The sequence below is a fragment of the Haloferax sp. SDI50 genome (genome assembly GCF_059802635.1).
The window spans coordinates 263669-281182 of sequence record NZ_JBPULL010000002.1; the positions used below are offsets into that span (position 1 = coordinate 263669).

Sequence of the window (17514 nt, forward strand, 5' to 3'; positions counted from 1 at the left end):
GTACTACCCGATGTGTTACAAACATATGCTTGTAATATATCGGAGTTCACCTCGTCATTTCGTCACAGACACCGTTTCATTCGTTCGCCACTCTCGAACTTTATCTACTGCCGTCGCCCCAGTTCGGGACTACCATAAATTATAATAATCGTTGAATATGTTGTCTGGTCGAGTGATACGCTCATGAATCCTGACAGGAGAACGTTCCTCCGCGCGCTCGGAGCAGGCAGTATCGGCGCGACGACTGCTGGCCTCTTCGGTGGCGGCGCTGCGGCCGCGACCGTGATTTCGATGCGGGGCGGCGGCGACGACATCTGGGGCACGGCCGACGCGTTCCACTACCACTACACGGAGCTGAACGGCGACTTCGACGTCGCCGTCCAGAACACCGGCATCGACAACGTCGAAAGCTGGACGAAGGCGGGCCCGATGGTTCGCGAGTCGCTCGCCCCCGACGCGAAGAACGTCATGGTCCGCCGCCGCCCCAACGGCGAGGCGTCGATGCAGTACCGACCCGAAGACGGCGCTGAGACGGAGAGCGTCGGCGGCACGCCGGCCGACTGGCTCCGACTCAAGCGAAGCGGCGACACGATAGAGACGTACCACTCCACTGACGGCGAGACGTGGACCTCGATTACCACGCTCGGCGGCGACGACATCTCGCTGGGTGACAGCGTCTACGTCGGACTGGCCGTCACCAGCCACCTCTCCGGGACGCTCGCGACGGCGACGTTCCAGAACCTCTCGGGGGTCGAACCCGACCGGAACCGAGACATCGGCGACGTCGACGTCGCGGGGAGCGTGGAGAGTACGGCGGGCGTCCCGCTCGTCTCGACCGGCGGCGTGACCGTCATCGCCTCCGACGCCGCGACCCTCACCGGCGAACTGCGCGACCTCGGCGGTGCCGGTTCCGCGGCGTGTTATTTCGAGTACCGGGAGGTCCCGACCGAGTCGTGGAACACCACGGCATCGACGGAACGCTCCTCGCCGGGCGCGTTCAGCGTCGAGGCCGACGACCTGACGGAACGCCGCTACTACGAGGTTCGCGCGGTGGCCGACACGGCCGACGGAGACACCGCGAGAGGCGCAGTCTCCACGTTCAGCACGCCGAACCCGTCGAACAGCAAGGCCCCGGACAGCGCCGGCTCGGACCATGCCGGTCCGGACAGCGCGTCGCAGTTCGGACCGAGCGACGGGTTCGCCGAGGCCGCACCGTGGCTCGACGACGACACGCCGGTCATCGTGATAACCGAACCGACGCGCCACCAACTCGAAAAGGCGGTCACCGTCGACGGCGAGCGACTGGTCGTCTTCGAGACCAGCGGCACGGTCGACCTCGGCGTGCGCGACCTGCCGATTCCGTACGACAAGTGCTACATCGCCGGGCAGACCGCTCCCTCGCCGGGCGTCACGTTGGTCAGGGGCCGCGTGAACGTCGCGGCGAGCGACTGCGTCCTCCAGCACATCCGGGTCCGACTCGGTGACGCGGGAATCGAGGAGCCGACCGAGGACTGGGCGCTCGACACGGTCAACACGGCCGACGAGACGGAGAACAACGTCATCGACCACGTCTCCGCCTCGTGGAGCGTCGACGAGTGTCTCTCGGTCGGCTACGAGACCGCGGACACGACCGTCTCGAACTGCCTCGTCGCCGAGGCGCTCGACGACTCGGTCCACCCGAAAGGTGAACACGGCTACGGGTCGCTCATCGGCAACGACGCGACGAACGTCGCCATGCTGGGGAACGTCTGGGCGTTCAACACCGACCGCCACCCCCGACTCAAGGAGGGAACCGAGAGCGTCGTCGTCAACAACGTGATGTACGACTTCGAGGACGGAACGTGGCTTGACCCCGACACCGAGGCGAGCATCGTCGGCAACGCCTACCGCAAGCCCAACTCGGACAAGGCGAACGTGTTCGCCGAGGACGGTGTGGACACGGCCACCGCGTACCTCGAAGACAACGTCACCGACGACGACGTGCCGATGGTCGACGAGAACGTGACCGTCGTCGACGAGCGACCGCTGTGGCCCGACGGACTCGCGGCGATGCCGTCGGACCGGACGTTCGAACACAACCTCGAACACGTCGGCGCGCGCCCGGCCGACCGGACGGCGACCGACGAGCGCATCCTCGAACACGTCGAACTCGGCGCGAGCTATCTCGTCGACAGCCAAAAGCAGGTCGGCGGCTACCCGGACCTCCCGGTCAACAGCCACGAACTGAACGTCCCGAACGGCGGGACTCGACCGTGGCTTCGGTCGTGGTCTCGGCGGGTCGAATCGCCCGACGGCTGACTGCGCGGAGCCGACGCGCCGCCCGCGACCGGCTATATTGCTTGTACCCGTATCTTTTTACATTATTTTCGGTGAACTACGTGTATGGGTGCGAACATCGGATACATCGGTATCGACCACCACCACCGGGACCCCTACTTCGCCGTCGCGAGCGAGTTGGACGCGACGATTACCGCGGTCTGCGAACCCGGACGACGGGTCGACGTGGGGAACATCGCGGCGATGGACGACCGCCCCGACGAAATCACGACCGAGGGACAGGATATGGCGGATCTCGTCGGCGGCGCGGCGGTGTACGAGGACCCTCACGAACTCGTCTCCGACGCCGACATCGACGTGGTGTGGATAACCTACCGGAGCGACGAGACGCCGGCAATCATCGAGAGCGCCGTCGAGAACGGCGTTCACGTCATCAGCGAGAAACCCATCGCTCGGACCGCCGCCGACCTCGAAGATATCGCTGACCGCGCCAACGAGCTCGGCGTGACCGTCTCGCCGACGATGTACTACCGGCGCAACCCCGTCGCGATGACGCTCCGCGACCGGGTTTCGGAGGGCTTCTTCGGTGACGTGTGGACGCTTGACGGCCGCTTCAACGCCAGCCAACTCTCCTACCGGGACACCGACCACTACCTCTACGACCGCGAGACGAGCCGCGGCGGCGCGCTCCAGTGGATTGGCCCGCACTGGGTCGACGTGATGCCGTGGATTCTCGACGACCCCATCGTGCGGGTGAACGCCCGGTTCCACGACGCCGTCGAGGCGGACGTGGAAGCCGGTGCCGTCCTCCAGTTCGAGACCGAAAGCGGGACGCTCGGCACGTACCACACCGGCTACTACCTGAGCGACCGCGGCAAGGACACGCACCTCGGGCTCTACGGCACCGAGGGACAAGCGCTGACGCCGCTGCACCACGACTCGCTGCAGCACGAACCCACGGTCCCGCTCGATATCACATCGGAGCACCCCGACTGGACCGCCGCGCCGAAGCGGACCGTCGAGTTCGAGTTCACGTACGACCGCTTCCCGGCGTGGGGCGACTTCGTGCAGGACTACTTCGAGGACTACTTCGCGGGCTACGAGACCGGCGACGTGCCCGCGACGGTCGACGACGCCGTGCAACTGCTGCGCGTCCTCGACGCAGCGTACGAGTCCGGCGAGCGCGGCGGGTGGGTCGAAGTCGAGGGGTGACGTCGGTCGACGCCGCCCAGACGCCGCCCAACACCGTCTCGCTGAGACCGCGTCCGCTTAGCCGTTCGACCATCCTGAACTTTAAATATATAGCCGAAAACATTGGGGTATGCCAACGGATAACTCGTCAAAGACGCTCCGGACGACCGCCACCTCGATAGCGATTCTGAAGCAACTCGAAGCGATAGACGGCGCGCGAGTCTCCGAAATCGCCGAGCGGATGGACAAGCCCAAGAGCACGATTCACGGTCACCTCGCGACGCTCAAGCAGGAGCAGTTCGTCATCAAGGAGGGCGATTTCTACTTCATCGGCCCGGAACTACTTCGGTTGGGGAACCAAGTCCGGACGCGGGAACCGGCGTTCGTCCTCGCGCGGCAGTTCACCGAGCGACTGTTCGAAGAGACCCGCCTCCGGTCGATTTTCACCGTCGAGATGGGTGGGAAGGCCGTCTTCCTGCACACCGCCTCGGGGAGCAAGATGGGGTGGTCCCACGAGCAACTCGGCAATCGGTTGTTCCTGCACAACACCGCCGTCGGGAAGGCGATTCTCGCGGAACTCCCCGAGCCGCGCATCGAACAGATACTCGACCGGTGGGGCCTGCCGCAGGAGACGGAAAACACCACCACCGACCGCGAGGCGCTGTTCGAGGAACTGGAGCGCGTCCGCGAGCAGGGCTACGCCGTTAACCGCGCCGAGAACTTCAACGAACTCTACGCCATCGGCGTCGCCGCGACACGCCGTTCGGGCGACGTTATCGGCGGTTTCAGCGTCACGGGGCCGGCTCACTCGGTGACTGGTGAGGACAGGAAAGCCGAACTCGCGCACACGGTCAAAGACATCGTCAGCGAGTTCGAACTGGAACTCGCGCTCGCGTGACTGGGGTGGGGCCGCTCCGCGTCACTCCCCGCGGTCGAGCATCCTCGACCGTTCGAAACTGCCGAACATTATATACCCATGATTGTTACAGTCACTCTCTCCGCTGGATTATCACGACGAATCAACAAATTACGGTCGTACGTCTGTAATATATTCTCGTATCGCTCCACCTGTCTGAGCGGGCGCTCGGACGCGGTGACCGCACGCTCTCGATTACGGCCGGCGTAATCAAAATATCGAATAAAATACTAATCCACGATATCATCAGAACTCTATACTATTTCGCTTCTGAGGTGCCATCTCTTGACTCACGTTCGACGATGTCCGCGAAGCCACTATCCGATCTCTGAGACGGCGAAGGCGACCAGATAACCCGTTCGGACGGATTTTCGGCTCGGATTTCCGGTACCGGCCAACGCTGGTCTGTACCGTTACGACCTACCTCCGAAAAGAACCCGTGAACGTCGAACTAACAGCCGTTACGGCTCGTTCTCCTCTCGCGGCCGTTCGCTTGTACGCCCGAACCACGAATCGAGATTCGAGGTAATATCTCGAAAAATACCACTTTCAAATGTATATCTGATTATTTATATTTTATCGACGTATGCTCTCGAAACCAGCCGTGTTCGTTCGACGGCCACCACCTTTTCGTCCGAGGAGTCGCTACTGCCGACGCCATGAGCGTGGTGAGCAAGCTTCGACGGCTGCTCGGACTCGTAGAGGGCCACGAAGACGAAGTCGCCAAACAGGTCGGCAAGCGGACGAAGGTGAGCGAGGAGCAAGCCAAGAAAGGCATCGAAAAGGCGACTGACGCGGTCAAAAACGGCTCTGACTCCGGTTCGGGTGGTCGGAGTGGCTACTGACCGCTGGTGGTAGTGGTGGTGCGGGGGCCGCGACGGGCGGTCGACCGGGGGGAAGTCGGCCGCTCGCAGTTCTCGGCGGACCACTCATAACGGTCCGCCTCGCACACGGACTATGTCCGAATCTCACGCGCCGTCGCTCGACGGGCGCGTCTTCAAATCGGTCGCCAACGCCGAGAGCGGCGACGTCGGCGGCGACACTTACTTCTGGTTCGACCAGTCCGACGACCTGCTTCACGCGACGTACCGCGGCGGAACCGTCAGGCTGGGCCACCTCGTCGGCCTCCACCGCGGCGACACGCTCGACTTCCGATACTCCCACGTCACCGACGACGGGACGACCGCGACCGGGCACTCGACGGACCGCATCGAGCGACTGGAAGACGGCCGCCTCCGCCTCCACGAGGACTGGTCGTGGGACTCGAAACCGGGGTCCGGCACGAGCGTCCTCGAAGAACTCACCGACGAGGAGCGGGCGGGACTCGACCTGTCGCCCGAGGCGTTCGACGGGCGGTAGCGACGCGCCCCGCGCTCGCTTCGCCGCTCGCCGCTCGCCTCGTCAGTCGGCTACGACGCTCTCGGTCGCCCGCTCGGGAACCGACGAGTGGTAGACGGCGTCGCCGCTCGAATCGAACAGGTGCAGACGGTCCGTATCGACGGCGAGTTCGACGGTGTCTCCGGCCGCGATTCGGCTTCGCGGCTCGACTTTGACCCGAATCTCCTCGTCGCCGAGGCGACAGTGCAGAAGCAGGAGTTCGCCGAGCGGTTCGGTGACCGTCACCTCGGCGGTGAACGACTCCGACGCCCCGGCGGTGTTCGAGACGAGAGACACGTCTTCGGGCCTGACGCCGAGGGTGAGGCCGTCGTCGTCCACGTCGTCCAGCCCGGAGCCGTCGGGGAGCGTGAGCGAGAGGCCCGGCCCTTCGGCGACGAGTTCGCTCCTCCGCCGGCGGACCGTCACGGGAACAAAGTTCATCGCGGGCTCGCCGACGAAGCCGGCGACGAACCGGTTCGTCGGGTAGTCGTACAGTTCCTGCGGCGGCGCGACCTGCTGGAGTTTCCCGTCTTCGAGCACGGCGACTCTGTCGCCGAGCGTCATCGCCTCCGTCTGGTCGTGGGTGACGTAGACGGTCGTCGTATCGAGGTCGCGGTGGAGTTTGAGCAACTCGGCGCGCATCTGCACCCGGAGCTTCGCGTCGAGGTTCGAAAGCGGCTCGTCCAGCAGGAACACGTCCGGTTCGCGGACGAGCGCCCGGCCGATGGCAACCCGCTGTCGCTCCCCGCCGGAGAGTTCCTTCGGTTTCCGGTCGCGGAGGTGTGCGATACCGAGCGTCTCGGTGGCGTCTTCCACGCGCCGTTCGATTTCGTCGGCGGAGAAGTCGCTGGCCGATTTCATGCCGAACTTCATGTTCTCGGCCGCCGTCATGTGGGGGTACAGCGCGTAGTTCTGAAACACCATCGCGATGCTCCGGTCCTTCGGCGGCACCTCGTTGACGACGCGGTCGCCGATGGCGATGGAGCCGTCCGTCACCGATTCGAGGCCGGCGAGCATCCGGAGCGTCGTGGATTTCCCGCACCCCGAGGGGCCGACGACGACGAGGAACTCCCCGTCGTCGATGTCGAGGTCGATACCCTTCACGGCGCGCACGTCGTCGTACGTCTTCCGTAAGTTCTGAATCGTGATGTCTGACATGGTGAGTTCGCTATTTCTGTTGGATGGTGAGCGTTCGCAGGAGCGGTCGGTGCAGCACGACGAGCACCACGAGCGGCGGGAGCAACGCGAGGACCGCACCGGCCATGATGAGCCCCCACTGCGTCAGCCCCGCCTGCGCGGAGCCCTGGAGGTACCGAATCCCGACTTGGACGACCTGACTGCTCTTGTCGGTCACGACGACCAGCGGCCAGAGGAACTGGTTCCACGTGTAGATGAACGTGATAACGCACACTCCGGCGATCATCCCTCTCGACATCGGGACGAGCACCCTGAACAGGAAGGTGAGCGGGCCGACGCCGTCGAGGCGCGCGACCTCGACGAGCGAGGCCGGGATTCCCATGAACTGCTGGCGAAAGAGGAACACGGCCGTCGCGCTCGCGATGTACGGTCCGGTCAACGCCAACAGGGAGTTCGTCCAGCCGAGGTCGGCCATCAGCTGGAACAGCGGGACGATTCGAACCGGCACCGGCAACAACAGCGTCAGCAGGATGAACATGAACACCGCCCGCTCGTACGGGAAGCGGTAGTAGACGAGCGCGAGCGCCGCGAAAAGCGAGAGCGTGACTTTCCCGACGACGACGACGACGCTCATCACCAACGAGTTCAGCATGTACGTGCTGAAGTCGTAGTTCACGAGCGCGTCCGAGTAGTTCGACAGCCCCTTCGACCCGAGGCCGAGGTTCGTCACCTGATACACCTCCGATGTCGACTGCGTGCTCATGATAATCGCGAGCAGCAGCGGCGACGCCATCAGGAGAATCGAGAAGACGATGCCGCCGTGCAGCAGCGCGTCGTCCGGCAGTCGGTGCGCGAGTCTTCCCGCGTCGAACGTCGTTGTGTCTGTTTCTGTGGCCATCTCGTTATCCTCCGTACCGCCCGTAGCCCGACGCGAACCGAAGCTGGACGTACATCAGCACCGAGACGACGACGAACAGAATCACGGACTGCGCGGACGCCAGCCCGAGGCTGTTGAACTGGAAGGCGTCGCGGTAGAGCTTGAATATCAGGAAGTTCGTGGCGTCGCTCGGCCCGCCGCTCGTCATCAGGTCGACGAGCGGGAACGTCGAGAAGAACGCGTATATCGTGTTCATGACGACGAGGAACGTCATCGTCGGCGCAATCATCGGCACGTACACCTTGTACAGCATCCTGACCCGACCGACGCCGTCGAGGCGGGCGTTTTCGGTCAGTATCTCTGGGATGTTGTTCAGCGCGGCGACGATGAAGATGATGTTGTAGCCGAGCTGTTTCCAGACGGCGACGACCGCAAGGATGGCGAACGCCTGCGGGCCGTCGTTGAACCAGTCCAAGGTGAGCGGCGTCAGGAGTTCGAGGTAGTGGGTGAAGATGCCGAGGTTCGGGTGGAGAATGAAGTTCAGGAGAATCGCGGCGACCGCCGGCGGGAGCGCGTACGGCCAAATCGCGGCGACGAGATAGACGGACGACCGAACGTCGACGGAGAATATCAGGTAGCCGATCAGCAGCGAGACGCCGAGCGTCCCGAAGACGACGACCGCCGCGAACGCGACCGTGATGAAGAAGCTGTACTGGTAGGTGCCCGAGGTGAGCAGGGTGACGAAGTTCCCGAGCCCGGTCCACGTCTGTCGCTGTCCGAGAAACAGCGTCTCGTAGAGGCTGAGACGGAACGTTTCGAGCGCGGGGTAGTACAGAAACGCGACGAGTACCGCCGCTGTCGGGAGCAACAACAGCGCCGCCTGAAGCGTCGAATCGTACGGTTTTGTGGCAGTAGACATGTGGCTGACGTGTCGGGGGAGCCTACTGGCTCCCGTCGTAGTTGCCGTTGTACCCGGCGAGCGCCTCGCCGACCTGCGTGTCCATCCGCGACAGTCCCTCCTCGACGCCGAGTTGGTCGTTGATGATGCTGACCGATATCTCCTCGTTAATCGACCGAGTCTTGGGGAACACACCCATCACCGCGCCGCGAGTCGCGGGCGTGTCTTCGGTGTCTTGTAGCTGGTCGAACGCCGTGCTGAAGTTGGGGTTGTTCTCGAACCAGCCGTCGTCCGTGAGCCGGTCGATGGAGCTCTGTCGGACCGGGAAGTAGCCGCTGTTGCGGTGCCAGCGCGCCTGCTGTTCGGTCTGGGTGACGTAGGCGATGAACTCTCCCGCGGCCTGCTTTTTCTCGTCGGAGAGTGCGTCGGGCACCCACAGTGACCCCCCGCCGATGACGACGCCGGTGTTCGCGCCGTCGGGCGTCGGCAGGTAGCCGGAGCCGAGTTCGAAGCCGTTCTCCTTCGCGCCGGACTGCATCGAGACGATGTTGGACGTGGAGTCCCACAGCATCGGCACTTTCCCGGTGAGGAACGCCTGTCGCGCTTCGCCCCACGCCTCGATGCCGGGGTTGAGATAGAGGCCGTCTTGGGCCATCCCCTTCCACCAGGAGTAGACGCTGCGCCCCGCCTCGGAGTTGAAGAACGTCTGGTCGGGTCGTCCGTTGCGGCCGTTCTCTTGGTTCACGAGCACTTGGTCCTGTTTGGCGAACTGTTGTTCGACCTGCATCCAGGTGTGGTTCGGCCAGCTGATTCCGCTCTCCATGTCGGTCTGGTCGACGATGGTCTGTGCGGCCTGCCGGACCTCCGCGAGACTCCGCGGCGGGCTTTCGGGGTCGAGTCCGGCCGCCTCGAACGCGGTCTTGTTGTAGAGCATGATGGTGTTCGAGGAGTTGAACGGCATCGAGTTCAACGTCCCATCCATGCGGTAGTAGTTCAAGACTGACGGCAGGAAGTCGTCGAAGTCGATTTCGTCTTCCGGCAGAATCTCCTCGACCGGCGTGAACGAGCCGCTGTCGAGCGCGAGTCGCGTCCCGACCTCGAATATCTGGACGATACCCGGCGGGTCGCCGGCCCGCGACGCCTGCAACGACTGGTTGAGGTTCTGCCGGTAGCCGCCGTTGTTGACCGCCTCGATGGTGATTCCGTCGTTCTGCCGTGAGAACTCGGCGGCCATGTCTCCCAGCGTCTGGCCGAGTTCGCCGCCGAAGATGTGCCAAAACGAGACGGTCACGTCCTGCGCTCCGGATGTCCCGGCCGTCGTTCCCGACTGTTCGGTGCTCCCGCTTCCGCCCTCGGTCCCGGTCGGTGAGTCGCCCCCACCGCCGGAACAGCCCGCGAGTCCCGCGACGCCGACGGCCCCCGCCGTTGCGAGGAATCCGCGCCGACTGGTTGTGCGTCCGATAGCTCGGTTCGTCGTTTCGGCTCGCTCGCCGCCAGGGCCATTTTCAGGCATGTACCGGGACATATCCGAACATATAGTTTAAATTTTACTATTATAGACAAGATAATTAGACATATGTTGTTCTATGGTGTGCCCAATACTGCTCTGATTGATGTATAATATACGGACATCGTCGCGTCAAACCGAGCGCTCCATCGGCAGGACATCTCGCTCCTGTCTCGGCACAGCCTCCTCGGGTGAGCGGCGCGTCCTCCGGTGATGGTCCGATTCGGCCACACCGCTCAGTCGTCTCTGGACTCCCGGCGCTTGACCGCGTCCACGTCGAAGTCGTTGACCGCGCGGTTCGGTTCGAGCCCCGCCCGCTCGACGACCTCGATATCGGCCGCCGGCGACTGGCCGTCGGTCGTCAGGTAATCGCCGGTGAGGACGCCGTCCGCGCCGGCCTCGAACGGCAGGTGTTGCTCGTCGGGCGCGAGATTTACTTCCCGCCCGCCGGTCAAACGGACGCGCGCGTCGGGGTGGAGCAGTCGGTAGACTGCGACGGTCTTGACGAGTTCCGTCGTCGTGATGTCGGCGTGGTCGGCGTCGCCGAGCGGCGTGCCGGGGACGGGGTTGAGCACGTTCACCGGGAGCGACTCGACGCCGACTTTCTGGAGTTCGAGAGCGGCGTCGACCCGGTCCGCCGGCGTCTCGCCCATTCCGAGGATGACGCCGGCACAGAGGTCCATCCCGGCGTCTTTCGCCCGCCGGAGCGTCACAAGTCGGTCCTCGAAGTCGTGGGTTCCGACCACCTCGTCGAAGTATCGCGGTGAGGTTTCGATGTTGTGGTTGTAGTGGTTCACACCCTCCGCAGAGAGGATTCGCGCCTCCTCCTCGGTGAGCAGGCCGAGCGAGGCGTCGATTTCGACGCTCGTCTCGTCGCGAACGAGGCGAATCGCCGCCAGCACCTCCGCCCACTCGTCGGGGCGGCGCTCCTTCGAGACGCCCTTCTCGGCGACGACGATGCCGAACCGCTGTGCGCCGTCGCGTTCGGCGCGCCGCGCGGCGTCTAACACCGCCTCCGGCCCGAGAAAGCCGTGCGTCTCGATGCCGGTGTCGAAGTGCGCCGACTGCGCGCAGAAACCGCAGTCCTCGGCGCAATCGCCGGCCTTGGCGTTAACGATGGAACAGGCGTCGACGGTCCCGTCCGAGCGAACGGAACGGACGTAGTCGGCCCCCGCCGCGAGCGCCTCGACCGGCTGCGCGATGAGCGCTATCCCGTCGGTCCGGTCGAGTTCGTCGCCGTCGAGCACCCGCCGCACCGCGTCGTCGACAGTCGGGTTCCCAGTCTCGTAAACCATACACCGATACTTTGTTGACGAACTCAAAAATCCGTTGTCTCGTCGACATTCGTCTTCCCGGCGAGAAGTGCTCGGCCGTGTGTGGGGACGGCCGACCCCTCGGGCGGTTGCCCGGTCACGTTCGCGCCCGCGGATGCGTACTCACCGAGCGGCGTCGCTCGACTCCACGGCCGTCTGCTCGCCGTCGGATTCCTGTATCGACTCGTACTTGCCGCGGTAGTACAGCCACCCGAAGACGAGCAGCGTCAGGGGAAAGAACACGAGGGCGACGAGCGCCGCCGGCGGAAACAGGACGAACAGCGCGAACGTCTGCCACGAAACGAGTGTATCGCGTGCCATGCCCGATAGTTCAAATTGGGTTGACATGTGTCTTCGGGGACGATTCCGTTCGGGTCGAATCGGATTTCCGGGGGATTCTATCGTGTCTCGGCGACCGAAACGGTAGTCACTTTCACCACCTTTTATTTTGTTTGAGTCGAAGTAGCGGTAGTGACTGATATCTCAGATTCTCTTCGGCTCCTTTTCGAGACGTCGGTCGAGCGAGACGGCGACCGTTACGTGGTGTCGATTCCGACCGAACTCGTCGAAAACGGGTCGATTTCGACGGAGGAACTGTACCGCGTCGCGCTGCTTTCGAGTCCGCACGCCGCGTCGGCGACCGAGGCCGCTGTCGAATCGACGGCGGCGACGACGGCGGCGACGACGACGACCGCTGACGACCGTGACATCGATTCGGACCCCGCTCGAGAATCCGCCGCCGACACCGCGTCTGGACCCCGCGGAGCGCACTCCCAGCCGCGACAACCGCCCGTCGCGGAGGGCGACGTTCGGTCCGTCATCATCGACACGCTCGGTGACCAAGGCGACGGCATCGCGAAGGTCGAACGCGGATTCGTCATCATCGTCCCCGGCACGGAACCCGGCGACCGCGTCGAGGTCGAAGTCACCGACGTGAAACAGACCGTCGCGTTCGCGGAACCGGTGGACGGCGCGAGCGTCTGACCCGCGGGTCCGAACGCCGGCTCTGCCCTCGTGGTTGGTATATTCCAAACGAGACCACATTAGGTTCGGAACCGTAGCCGCCGATACCATTCTATGTCCGAACGAACGTTCCGTCACGCCTCCGCGCTCTCCGACGATGCGCGAGCCGAGTCCCATCGAACGGACCGCCCGGCGTCCGAACCGAGCGATGACGCCGGCATGGACGCCGCCGCTGACGTGCAGTCGCAGTCAGCGCGCACGAGCCGATGGTGTCCGACCATTCGGCAGGGAATCGCGCTGTGGGGGCTCATCGCGGTCGGCTGGGCGGTCATCCCCGCAGACCATCCGATGCAGATCGCCGTCGCCGTCAGCGGCGCGTACGCCTCGCTTCTCCTCCCGACGGCGCTCTACTTCGACTACCGGGAACGACGCGCCGAATCGAGCGCCGAGGGGGGAGTCCGCGAAACCGCGGGCGCACTCGCTAACCGCGTCCGCGACGCGCTGCCGGGTCGCGGCAGTTCGGCTCGCGCGTCGTCGTCGTGTTCGTGCAACCGCTGACGGCGTGAGAACGGCGCGCGTCGCCCGCGGTCGAACCCGCACAGTCTGAATGGGTGAACGGGTCGAGCAGTCCGAACGAGTCGCCTAAAAACGACGCGAATCGAAGAAAGAAGCGTCTTCTCGCGCTCGAAACGTCCGCTTAGGCGGTCGACCCGACGGCCCTTTCGCCCGGTTTCTGGGTCGCTTCGAGGAGTTCGCGGTAGCGGTTTCTGATGGTCACTTCGCTGATGTCGGTCACGTCGCTCACCTCGGACTGCGTCAGTTCCTCGTCGGCGAGGAGCGCGCCGGCGTAGATGGCCGCCGCCGCGAGTCCGACGGGGCTCTTGCCGCTGTGGATGCCCTGCCGCTTCGCGTTGTCGAGGAGCGACCGGGCGCGGCGCTCCACGTCGTCGCTCACGTCGAGTTCGGAGACGAACCGCGGGAGGTACTGCGCCGGGTCCGCCGGCTTCATATCCAGCCCCAGCTCGCGGGAGACGTAGCGGTACGTCCGGGTGAGTTCCATCTTGTCGACGCGGGAGACGCGCCGCACCTCGTCGAGGGAGCGCGGGACGCCGGCCTGCCGAGCGGCGGCGTAGATTGCGGCGGTGGCGACGCCCTCGATGGAGCGGCCGGGCAGCAGGTCGTCGTTGAGCGCGCGGCGGTAGATGACCGAAGCGGTCTCGCGGACGGTGTCCGGAAGCCCGAGCGCCGACCCCATCCGCTCGACCTCACCGAGCGCCTGCTTGAGGTTCCGCTCTTTGGAGTCGCGGGTTCGGAACCGCTCGTTCCACGTTCGGAGGCGCTGCATCTTCTGGCGCTGGCCCGTCGACAGGGAGTTGCCGTAGGCGTCTTTGTTCTGCCAGCCGATGTTAGTCGACAGTCCCTTGTCGTGCATCATGTTCGTCGTCGGCGACCCGACGCGGGATTTCTGGTCGCGCTCCGCGGCGTCGAACGCGCGCCATTCGGGGCCGCGGTCGATTTCGTCCTCGCGGAGAATTTCGCCCGTCTCGGGGTCGACCCACTCGCCGTGCTGCTCGTCGTAGACGAGGTCGGTCCGCTCCGCGACCGCCGCCTCGGCCGATTCGGTCTCGGCCTCGCCCTCGTCGCGCTCGTCGCCGGACTGTCGGGCCTCGGGTCCCGCCGCCGGTGCCGACTCGTCTCGCATCGAACGCCAGTCGACGTGTTTCGTGTCCATTGAGTACCTCTGTATTCCGGACCCAGGGTAATGGGCTCTCGTTTGGAATATACCAAATGCGTTCGTTTCCGGGATACGCAACCGGGAGACACTGGCCGCTCGCACGTCGGTTGCCGCGTCAGTTATCCGCCCCTTTCGGCCGCGAGAGCTATCGAATCACGACAACACGCTCAGCGCTCGACGCCGAAGCCCTCGTCGCGGAGCGCGGCTTCGAGGCGCTCGCCGTGTTCGCCCTGCAGTTCGATGCGCCCGTCGGTCACGGTCCCGCCGACCGCGAGCCGTCGCTTCAACGTCGACGCGAGGGCGTCCAGTTCGTCGGCCGGGAGGTCGAGACCGTCGACCACCGTCACGGGCTTGCCGTACCGTCGGGTGTCGACGCGAATCGACGCGCGCTGGTCCGCCCGCGCGAGGTCGTCGCCGATTCCGAGGTCGTCCGGCAGGCCGGTGATGTCGCTGAAAGTGTCCTTTCCCACGCATCGACGTACGCGTCCGCGGCGTATCAGGGTGTGGTTGGAATGTTCCAACCGTTCTGTGGCCACCTCTCGTCGAGCGTCCGGCCCGGGAGTCGCCGGTCAGGCGCTCGCTTCGAGCTGTTCGGGGTCGACGCGGTCTTCGACTTCGGTGCCGAGCGTGCCGGTGACGAACTGCCGGGCCAGCCACGCCTCGGCGCGGGTCAGGCGGTACTGGAGCGTCGAGTTCGGAATGTCGAGTTCCTCCGAGATTTCTTGGACGGTGTGCTGGCGCGGCGTCTCGTAGTAGCCGAACTCGACGGCGGCTTCGAGCGCGGCCTGCTGTTCCGGCGGGAGGCCGTCGGCGGAAACGCCCTCTTCGAGCCAGCACTCGGGTTCGCTGATGCGCTGGACGCTCAGCGAGAGGCCGTCGCTGAGGCTGTCTTTGACCTCCTCGTAAATCTCGCTCACCGTGTCGTCGTCGGAGATGAGCAGTCGCCACTGGTTCTGTGCCCCCCGGCGTTCGGCCTGCATCAGGAGGCCGTCACCGATGTGCTTCGCGGCGACGTGGGGAATCGACTGAATCCCGTCGCCCTCCTCGCGGCAGGAGTAGACGATGCGCCCGTTGGGCGTCTCCGAGAGCACCTCGTACTCCCACTCGACGACCGGCGCGCCGCACATCCCGAGGACGCCGTTGCACCGGGTGGCCTGCTCGATGACCTCGTCGAACGCTTCGAGCGCCTCCGTCGGCCCGGTGAGGCGGTCGAGCCGCCACATCGACTCGCTCGTGGCGTGTATCGCCATGGTCTTGGAGTGTAAGTCCGGGTTCTCGATGAAGAGGTCCATCACCTCGTCGGCACCCCGCTCGTACTCGACGGTGAAGACGAATTCTCGCATGAGTCTTCCCTAGTTCCCCGAGGCCTATATTCTTGGTTGGTATGTTCCAACTCCGTCCGCGGCTCGGGATTCCAACTCGCGGGCCGGGTCGTCCCGGCCGCCGCGTCGCCCGCTCAGGACTCGTCGAACGGCGACCGGGCGTGTTCGGGGACGTTCTCCGGGCGGGCGATGAGGTTCTCTCGGCCGAGATTTATCTTCGCGACGGTGCCCTCGTCGGCCATCCGCGAGAGGACGCGACTCACCTTCGACTTCGACCACTCCGTGCCCTCGACGACTTTCGACTGCCGGAGTTGGCCGCCGTTGTCGTCGAGGAGCCTGAGGACGCGTGTCTCGTCGTCGAGGAGTTCCTCGGCGGCGGGGGAGCCGTCGGCGGGGGAACTGTTGGCGGCCGACTGCGCACGCGCCGCACCGTCGCTTCCGCCAGTCTGGACCGCGTCCGCCGACGCTCCGTCTCCTCGGCCGTCGACGTGGTCCGCCGCGCGGGCGCGAACGTCGGACAGCCTCGCTCGCGCGTCGCTGTCGCGGACTCGCACGCCGACGACGAGCAGGGCGACCGCGATGGCCGCGACCGCGAGGACGAGCAGCCAGCCCTCGCCGCCGAGTTCCAGCGACCCGACGACCGCCCCCGGCGCGGCGTTCGGGTCAGTCCCCGCTTCGACCTCAGCACCGTCGCCGCGGCCGTCGCCGTCGGTGTCGCCGCGGTTCGGGTCGGTCCCGATGACGTTGACTTCGCGCCCGTCGTCGAGGCCGTCGCCGTCGGTGTCCGCCTCGGTCGGGTTCGTCTCGTATCGGTTGACTTCGGGGCCGTCTTCGAGGCCGTCGCCGTCGGTGTCGGCGGCAGTGGGGCTCGTCTCGTGGACGTTGACCTCGGGTCCGTCGTCGAGACCGTCGCCGTCGGTGTCGGTGGCTGTCGGGTTGGTTTCGTATCGGTTGACTTCCGCGCCGTCGTCGAGGCCGTCGCCGTCGGTGTCGGCGGTCGTCGGGTCCGTGCCGTGGGTCGTCACCTCCGCACCGTCGTCGAGACCGTCGCCGTCCGTGTCTATCTCGGTCGGGTTGCTCCCCTGCTCGTTGATTTCGACGCCGTCGCTGAGTTCGTCGCCGTCGGTGTCCGTGCTCGTCGGGTCGGTCTCGTAGCGGTTGACCTCCTCGCCGTCGGGTACGCCGTCGGTGTCGGTGTCAGCGACGAGCACGTCCGTGCCGCGGTCGAGTTCGTCCCGGTTGCCGAGGTTGTCGCCGTCGGCGTCGCCGGCCGGCGCGAGCACCGTGACGCCGTGACTCGCCTGCGCGACCGGCTCGCCGCCGTCGCCGGGTCTGACGACCGCTGTTACGGTGCGCTCGCCGGTCGCGTTCGCCGGCCACGCTGCGAACTCGAAGCCGACGCGCCGTTCGCCGGTCGCGTTCGCCCCCTCGCTTCTGAGCGGTTCGCACCCCAACAGCATCGTCGAGCCGTCGTCGCGGTCGGTCTGCAAGCAGACCTCGGTGTCGTTGCCGTCTCCCGCGACGGTCACCGAAACCGTCGAGGGTTGCCACGAGGCGACGTACGGCCGGCCGTTCTCGGTCGCGACGACGCCCGGGCCGCCGTGGTCGACCGCACGCACCTCGATGCCATCCGCGGCGACGACGACCGGTGAGACGGCGACCGCGACGACGAGTAACGCCGCGACGAGCGTCCATCCGACCCCCGAGACGCGTTTGACTGGCATGTGTTTGTTCTTTATCTGTCGACTCTGCTAGTGCATAATGTTTTGTTTATCTGCTCATTGAATATTTTTTACAATTATTCCGACAGTCAATTTGGTCTGACTATTTTCAAATACTGTATTTTCTGCTGGTCCGGGTGTCGGTATCGACAGTCGCCACCGAGGTTCACAGGCGGGTCTATCGCTTCTCGATGTCGTTCGTCGCCGTCCGCGACCACTCGGCCGCCGCCTCTCGACGGGTCGCTCCGGAGAGACGAGACAACCGCCGTACCGTGTTGCC

General features: G+C 65.2%; 17 protein-coding genes. 7 read left to right on the forward strand and 10 right to left on the reverse strand.

The features are described 5' to 3' along the window. Positions 1–183: 183 nt before the first annotated feature. The 5 genes from ACSR87_RS16120 (at position 184) to ACSR87_RS16140 (ending at position 5743) form a co-directional block, all read left to right on the forward strand. Positions 184–2298, forward strand: coding sequence for a pectate lyase (locus tag ACSR87_RS16120; protein WP_498531254.1), 2115 nt, complete (start codon positions 184–186; stop codon positions 2296–2298). A gap of 84 nt (positions 2299–2382) precedes the next feature. Further along, positions 2383–3489, forward strand: coding sequence for a Gfo/Idh/MocA family protein (locus ACSR87_RS16125; RefSeq protein WP_498531255.1), 1107 nt, complete (start codon positions 2383–2385; stop codon positions 3487–3489). 109 nt (positions 3490–3598) lie between these two features. Then, positions 3599–4366 (forward strand): IclR family transcriptional regulator, encoded by a 768-nt coding sequence (locus ACSR87_RS16130; RefSeq protein WP_498531256.1) that lies wholly within the window; start codon positions 3599–3601, stop codon positions 4364–4366. Between the two features lie 677 nt (positions 4367–5043). Continuing rightward, complete coding sequence (locus ACSR87_RS16135) at positions 5044–5229, forward strand: hypothetical protein (protein ID WP_498531257.1); 186 nt, start codon at positions 5044–5046, stop codon at positions 5227–5229. A gap of 112 nt (positions 5230–5341) precedes the next feature. Beyond that, on the forward strand, positions 5342–5743 hold the full coding sequence (locus ACSR87_RS16140; protein ID WP_498531258.1) for an avidin-fold protein: 402 nt from the start codon (positions 5342–5344) through the stop codon (positions 5741–5743). A 42-nt stretch (positions 5744–5785) separates the two neighbouring features. Here ACSR87_RS16140 and ACSR87_RS16145 read toward each other — a convergent pair whose 3' ends face one another. The 6 genes from ACSR87_RS16145 to ACSR87_RS16170 all read right to left on the reverse strand — a co-directional run bounded on the left by ACSR87_RS16145 (position 5786) and on the right by ACSR87_RS16170 (position 11814). Next, the gene (locus ACSR87_RS16145) at positions 5786–6919 is read right to left on the reverse strand and encodes an ABC transporter ATP-binding protein (RefSeq protein ID WP_498531259.1); all 1134 of its coding nucleotides are present in this window, start codon (positions 6917–6919) and stop codon (positions 5786–5788) included. A gap of 10 nt (positions 6920–6929) precedes the next feature. Beyond that, a complete protein-coding gene (locus ACSR87_RS16150) occupies positions 6930–7796 on the reverse strand; it encodes a carbohydrate ABC transporter permease (protein ID WP_498531260.1) in 867 nt (288 codons plus the stop codon). A 4-nt stretch (positions 7797–7800) separates the two neighbouring features. Beyond that, positions 7801–8694 carry a carbohydrate ABC transporter permease gene (locus ACSR87_RS16155; RefSeq protein ID WP_008572876.1) on the reverse strand — a complete coding sequence of 298 codons (894 nt, stop codon included), beginning with the start codon at positions 8692–8694 and terminating at the stop codon, positions 7801–7803. A 22-nt stretch (positions 8695–8716) separates the two neighbouring features. Beyond that, complete coding sequence (locus tag ACSR87_RS16160; RefSeq protein ID WP_498531261.1) at positions 8717–10198, reverse strand: ABC transporter substrate-binding protein; 1482 nt, start codon at positions 10196–10198, stop codon at positions 8717–8719. Between the two features lie 218 nt (positions 10199–10416). Then, a complete protein-coding gene (gene bioB / locus ACSR87_RS16165) occupies positions 10417–11475 on the reverse strand; it encodes a biotin synthase BioB (protein WP_008572874.1) in 1059 nt (352 codons plus the stop codon). Between the two features lie 141 nt (positions 11476–11616). Beyond that, entirely contained in the window at positions 11617–11814 is a 198-nt protein-coding gene (locus ACSR87_RS16170; protein WP_498531262.1) for a hypothetical protein, read from the reverse strand. A 150-nt stretch (positions 11815–11964) separates the two neighbouring features. Here ACSR87_RS16170 and ACSR87_RS16175 point away from each other — a divergent pair, with 150 nt between their 5' ends. Together ACSR87_RS16175 and ACSR87_RS16180 are read left to right on the forward strand one after the other, a co-directional pair. After that, complete coding sequence (locus ACSR87_RS16175) at positions 11965–12477, forward strand: TRAM domain-containing protein (RefSeq protein ID WP_498531263.1); 513 nt, start codon at positions 11965–11967, stop codon at positions 12475–12477. Between the two features lie 93 nt (positions 12478–12570). Beyond that, positions 12571–13014: a hypothetical protein gene (locus tag ACSR87_RS16180; RefSeq protein ID WP_498531264.1), complete on the forward strand. Its 444-nt coding sequence runs from the start codon at positions 12571–12573 to the stop codon at positions 13012–13014. Positions 13015–13153: 139 nt separating this feature from the next. Here the strand turns inward: ACSR87_RS16180 and ACSR87_RS16185 are convergent, their stop codons facing one another. The 4 genes from ACSR87_RS16185 to ACSR87_RS16200 all read right to left on the reverse strand — a co-directional run bounded on the left by ACSR87_RS16185 (position 13154) and on the right by ACSR87_RS16200 (position 17237). Further along, positions 13154–14188: a transcription initiation factor IIB gene (locus tag ACSR87_RS16185; RefSeq protein ID WP_498531265.1), complete on the reverse strand. Its 1035-nt coding sequence runs from the start codon at positions 14186–14188 to the stop codon at positions 13154–13156. Positions 14189–14358: 170 nt separating this feature from the next. Then, positions 14359–14661, reverse strand: coding sequence for a stress response translation initiation inhibitor YciH (gene yciH, locus ACSR87_RS16190; RefSeq protein ID WP_004041255.1), 303 nt, complete (start codon positions 14659–14661; stop codon positions 14359–14361). Positions 14662–14760: 99 nt separating this feature from the next. Continuing rightward, positions 14761–15534, reverse strand: a complete 774-nt coding sequence (locus ACSR87_RS16195; RefSeq protein ID WP_498531266.1) for a helix-turn-helix domain-containing protein — start codon at positions 15532–15534, stop codon at positions 14761–14763. Between the two features lie 113 nt (positions 15535–15647). Further along, complete coding sequence (locus ACSR87_RS16200) at positions 15648–17237, reverse strand: helix-turn-helix transcriptional regulator (protein WP_498531267.1); 1590 nt, start codon at positions 17235–17237, stop codon at positions 15648–15650. Positions 17238–17514 lie beyond the last annotated feature (277 nt).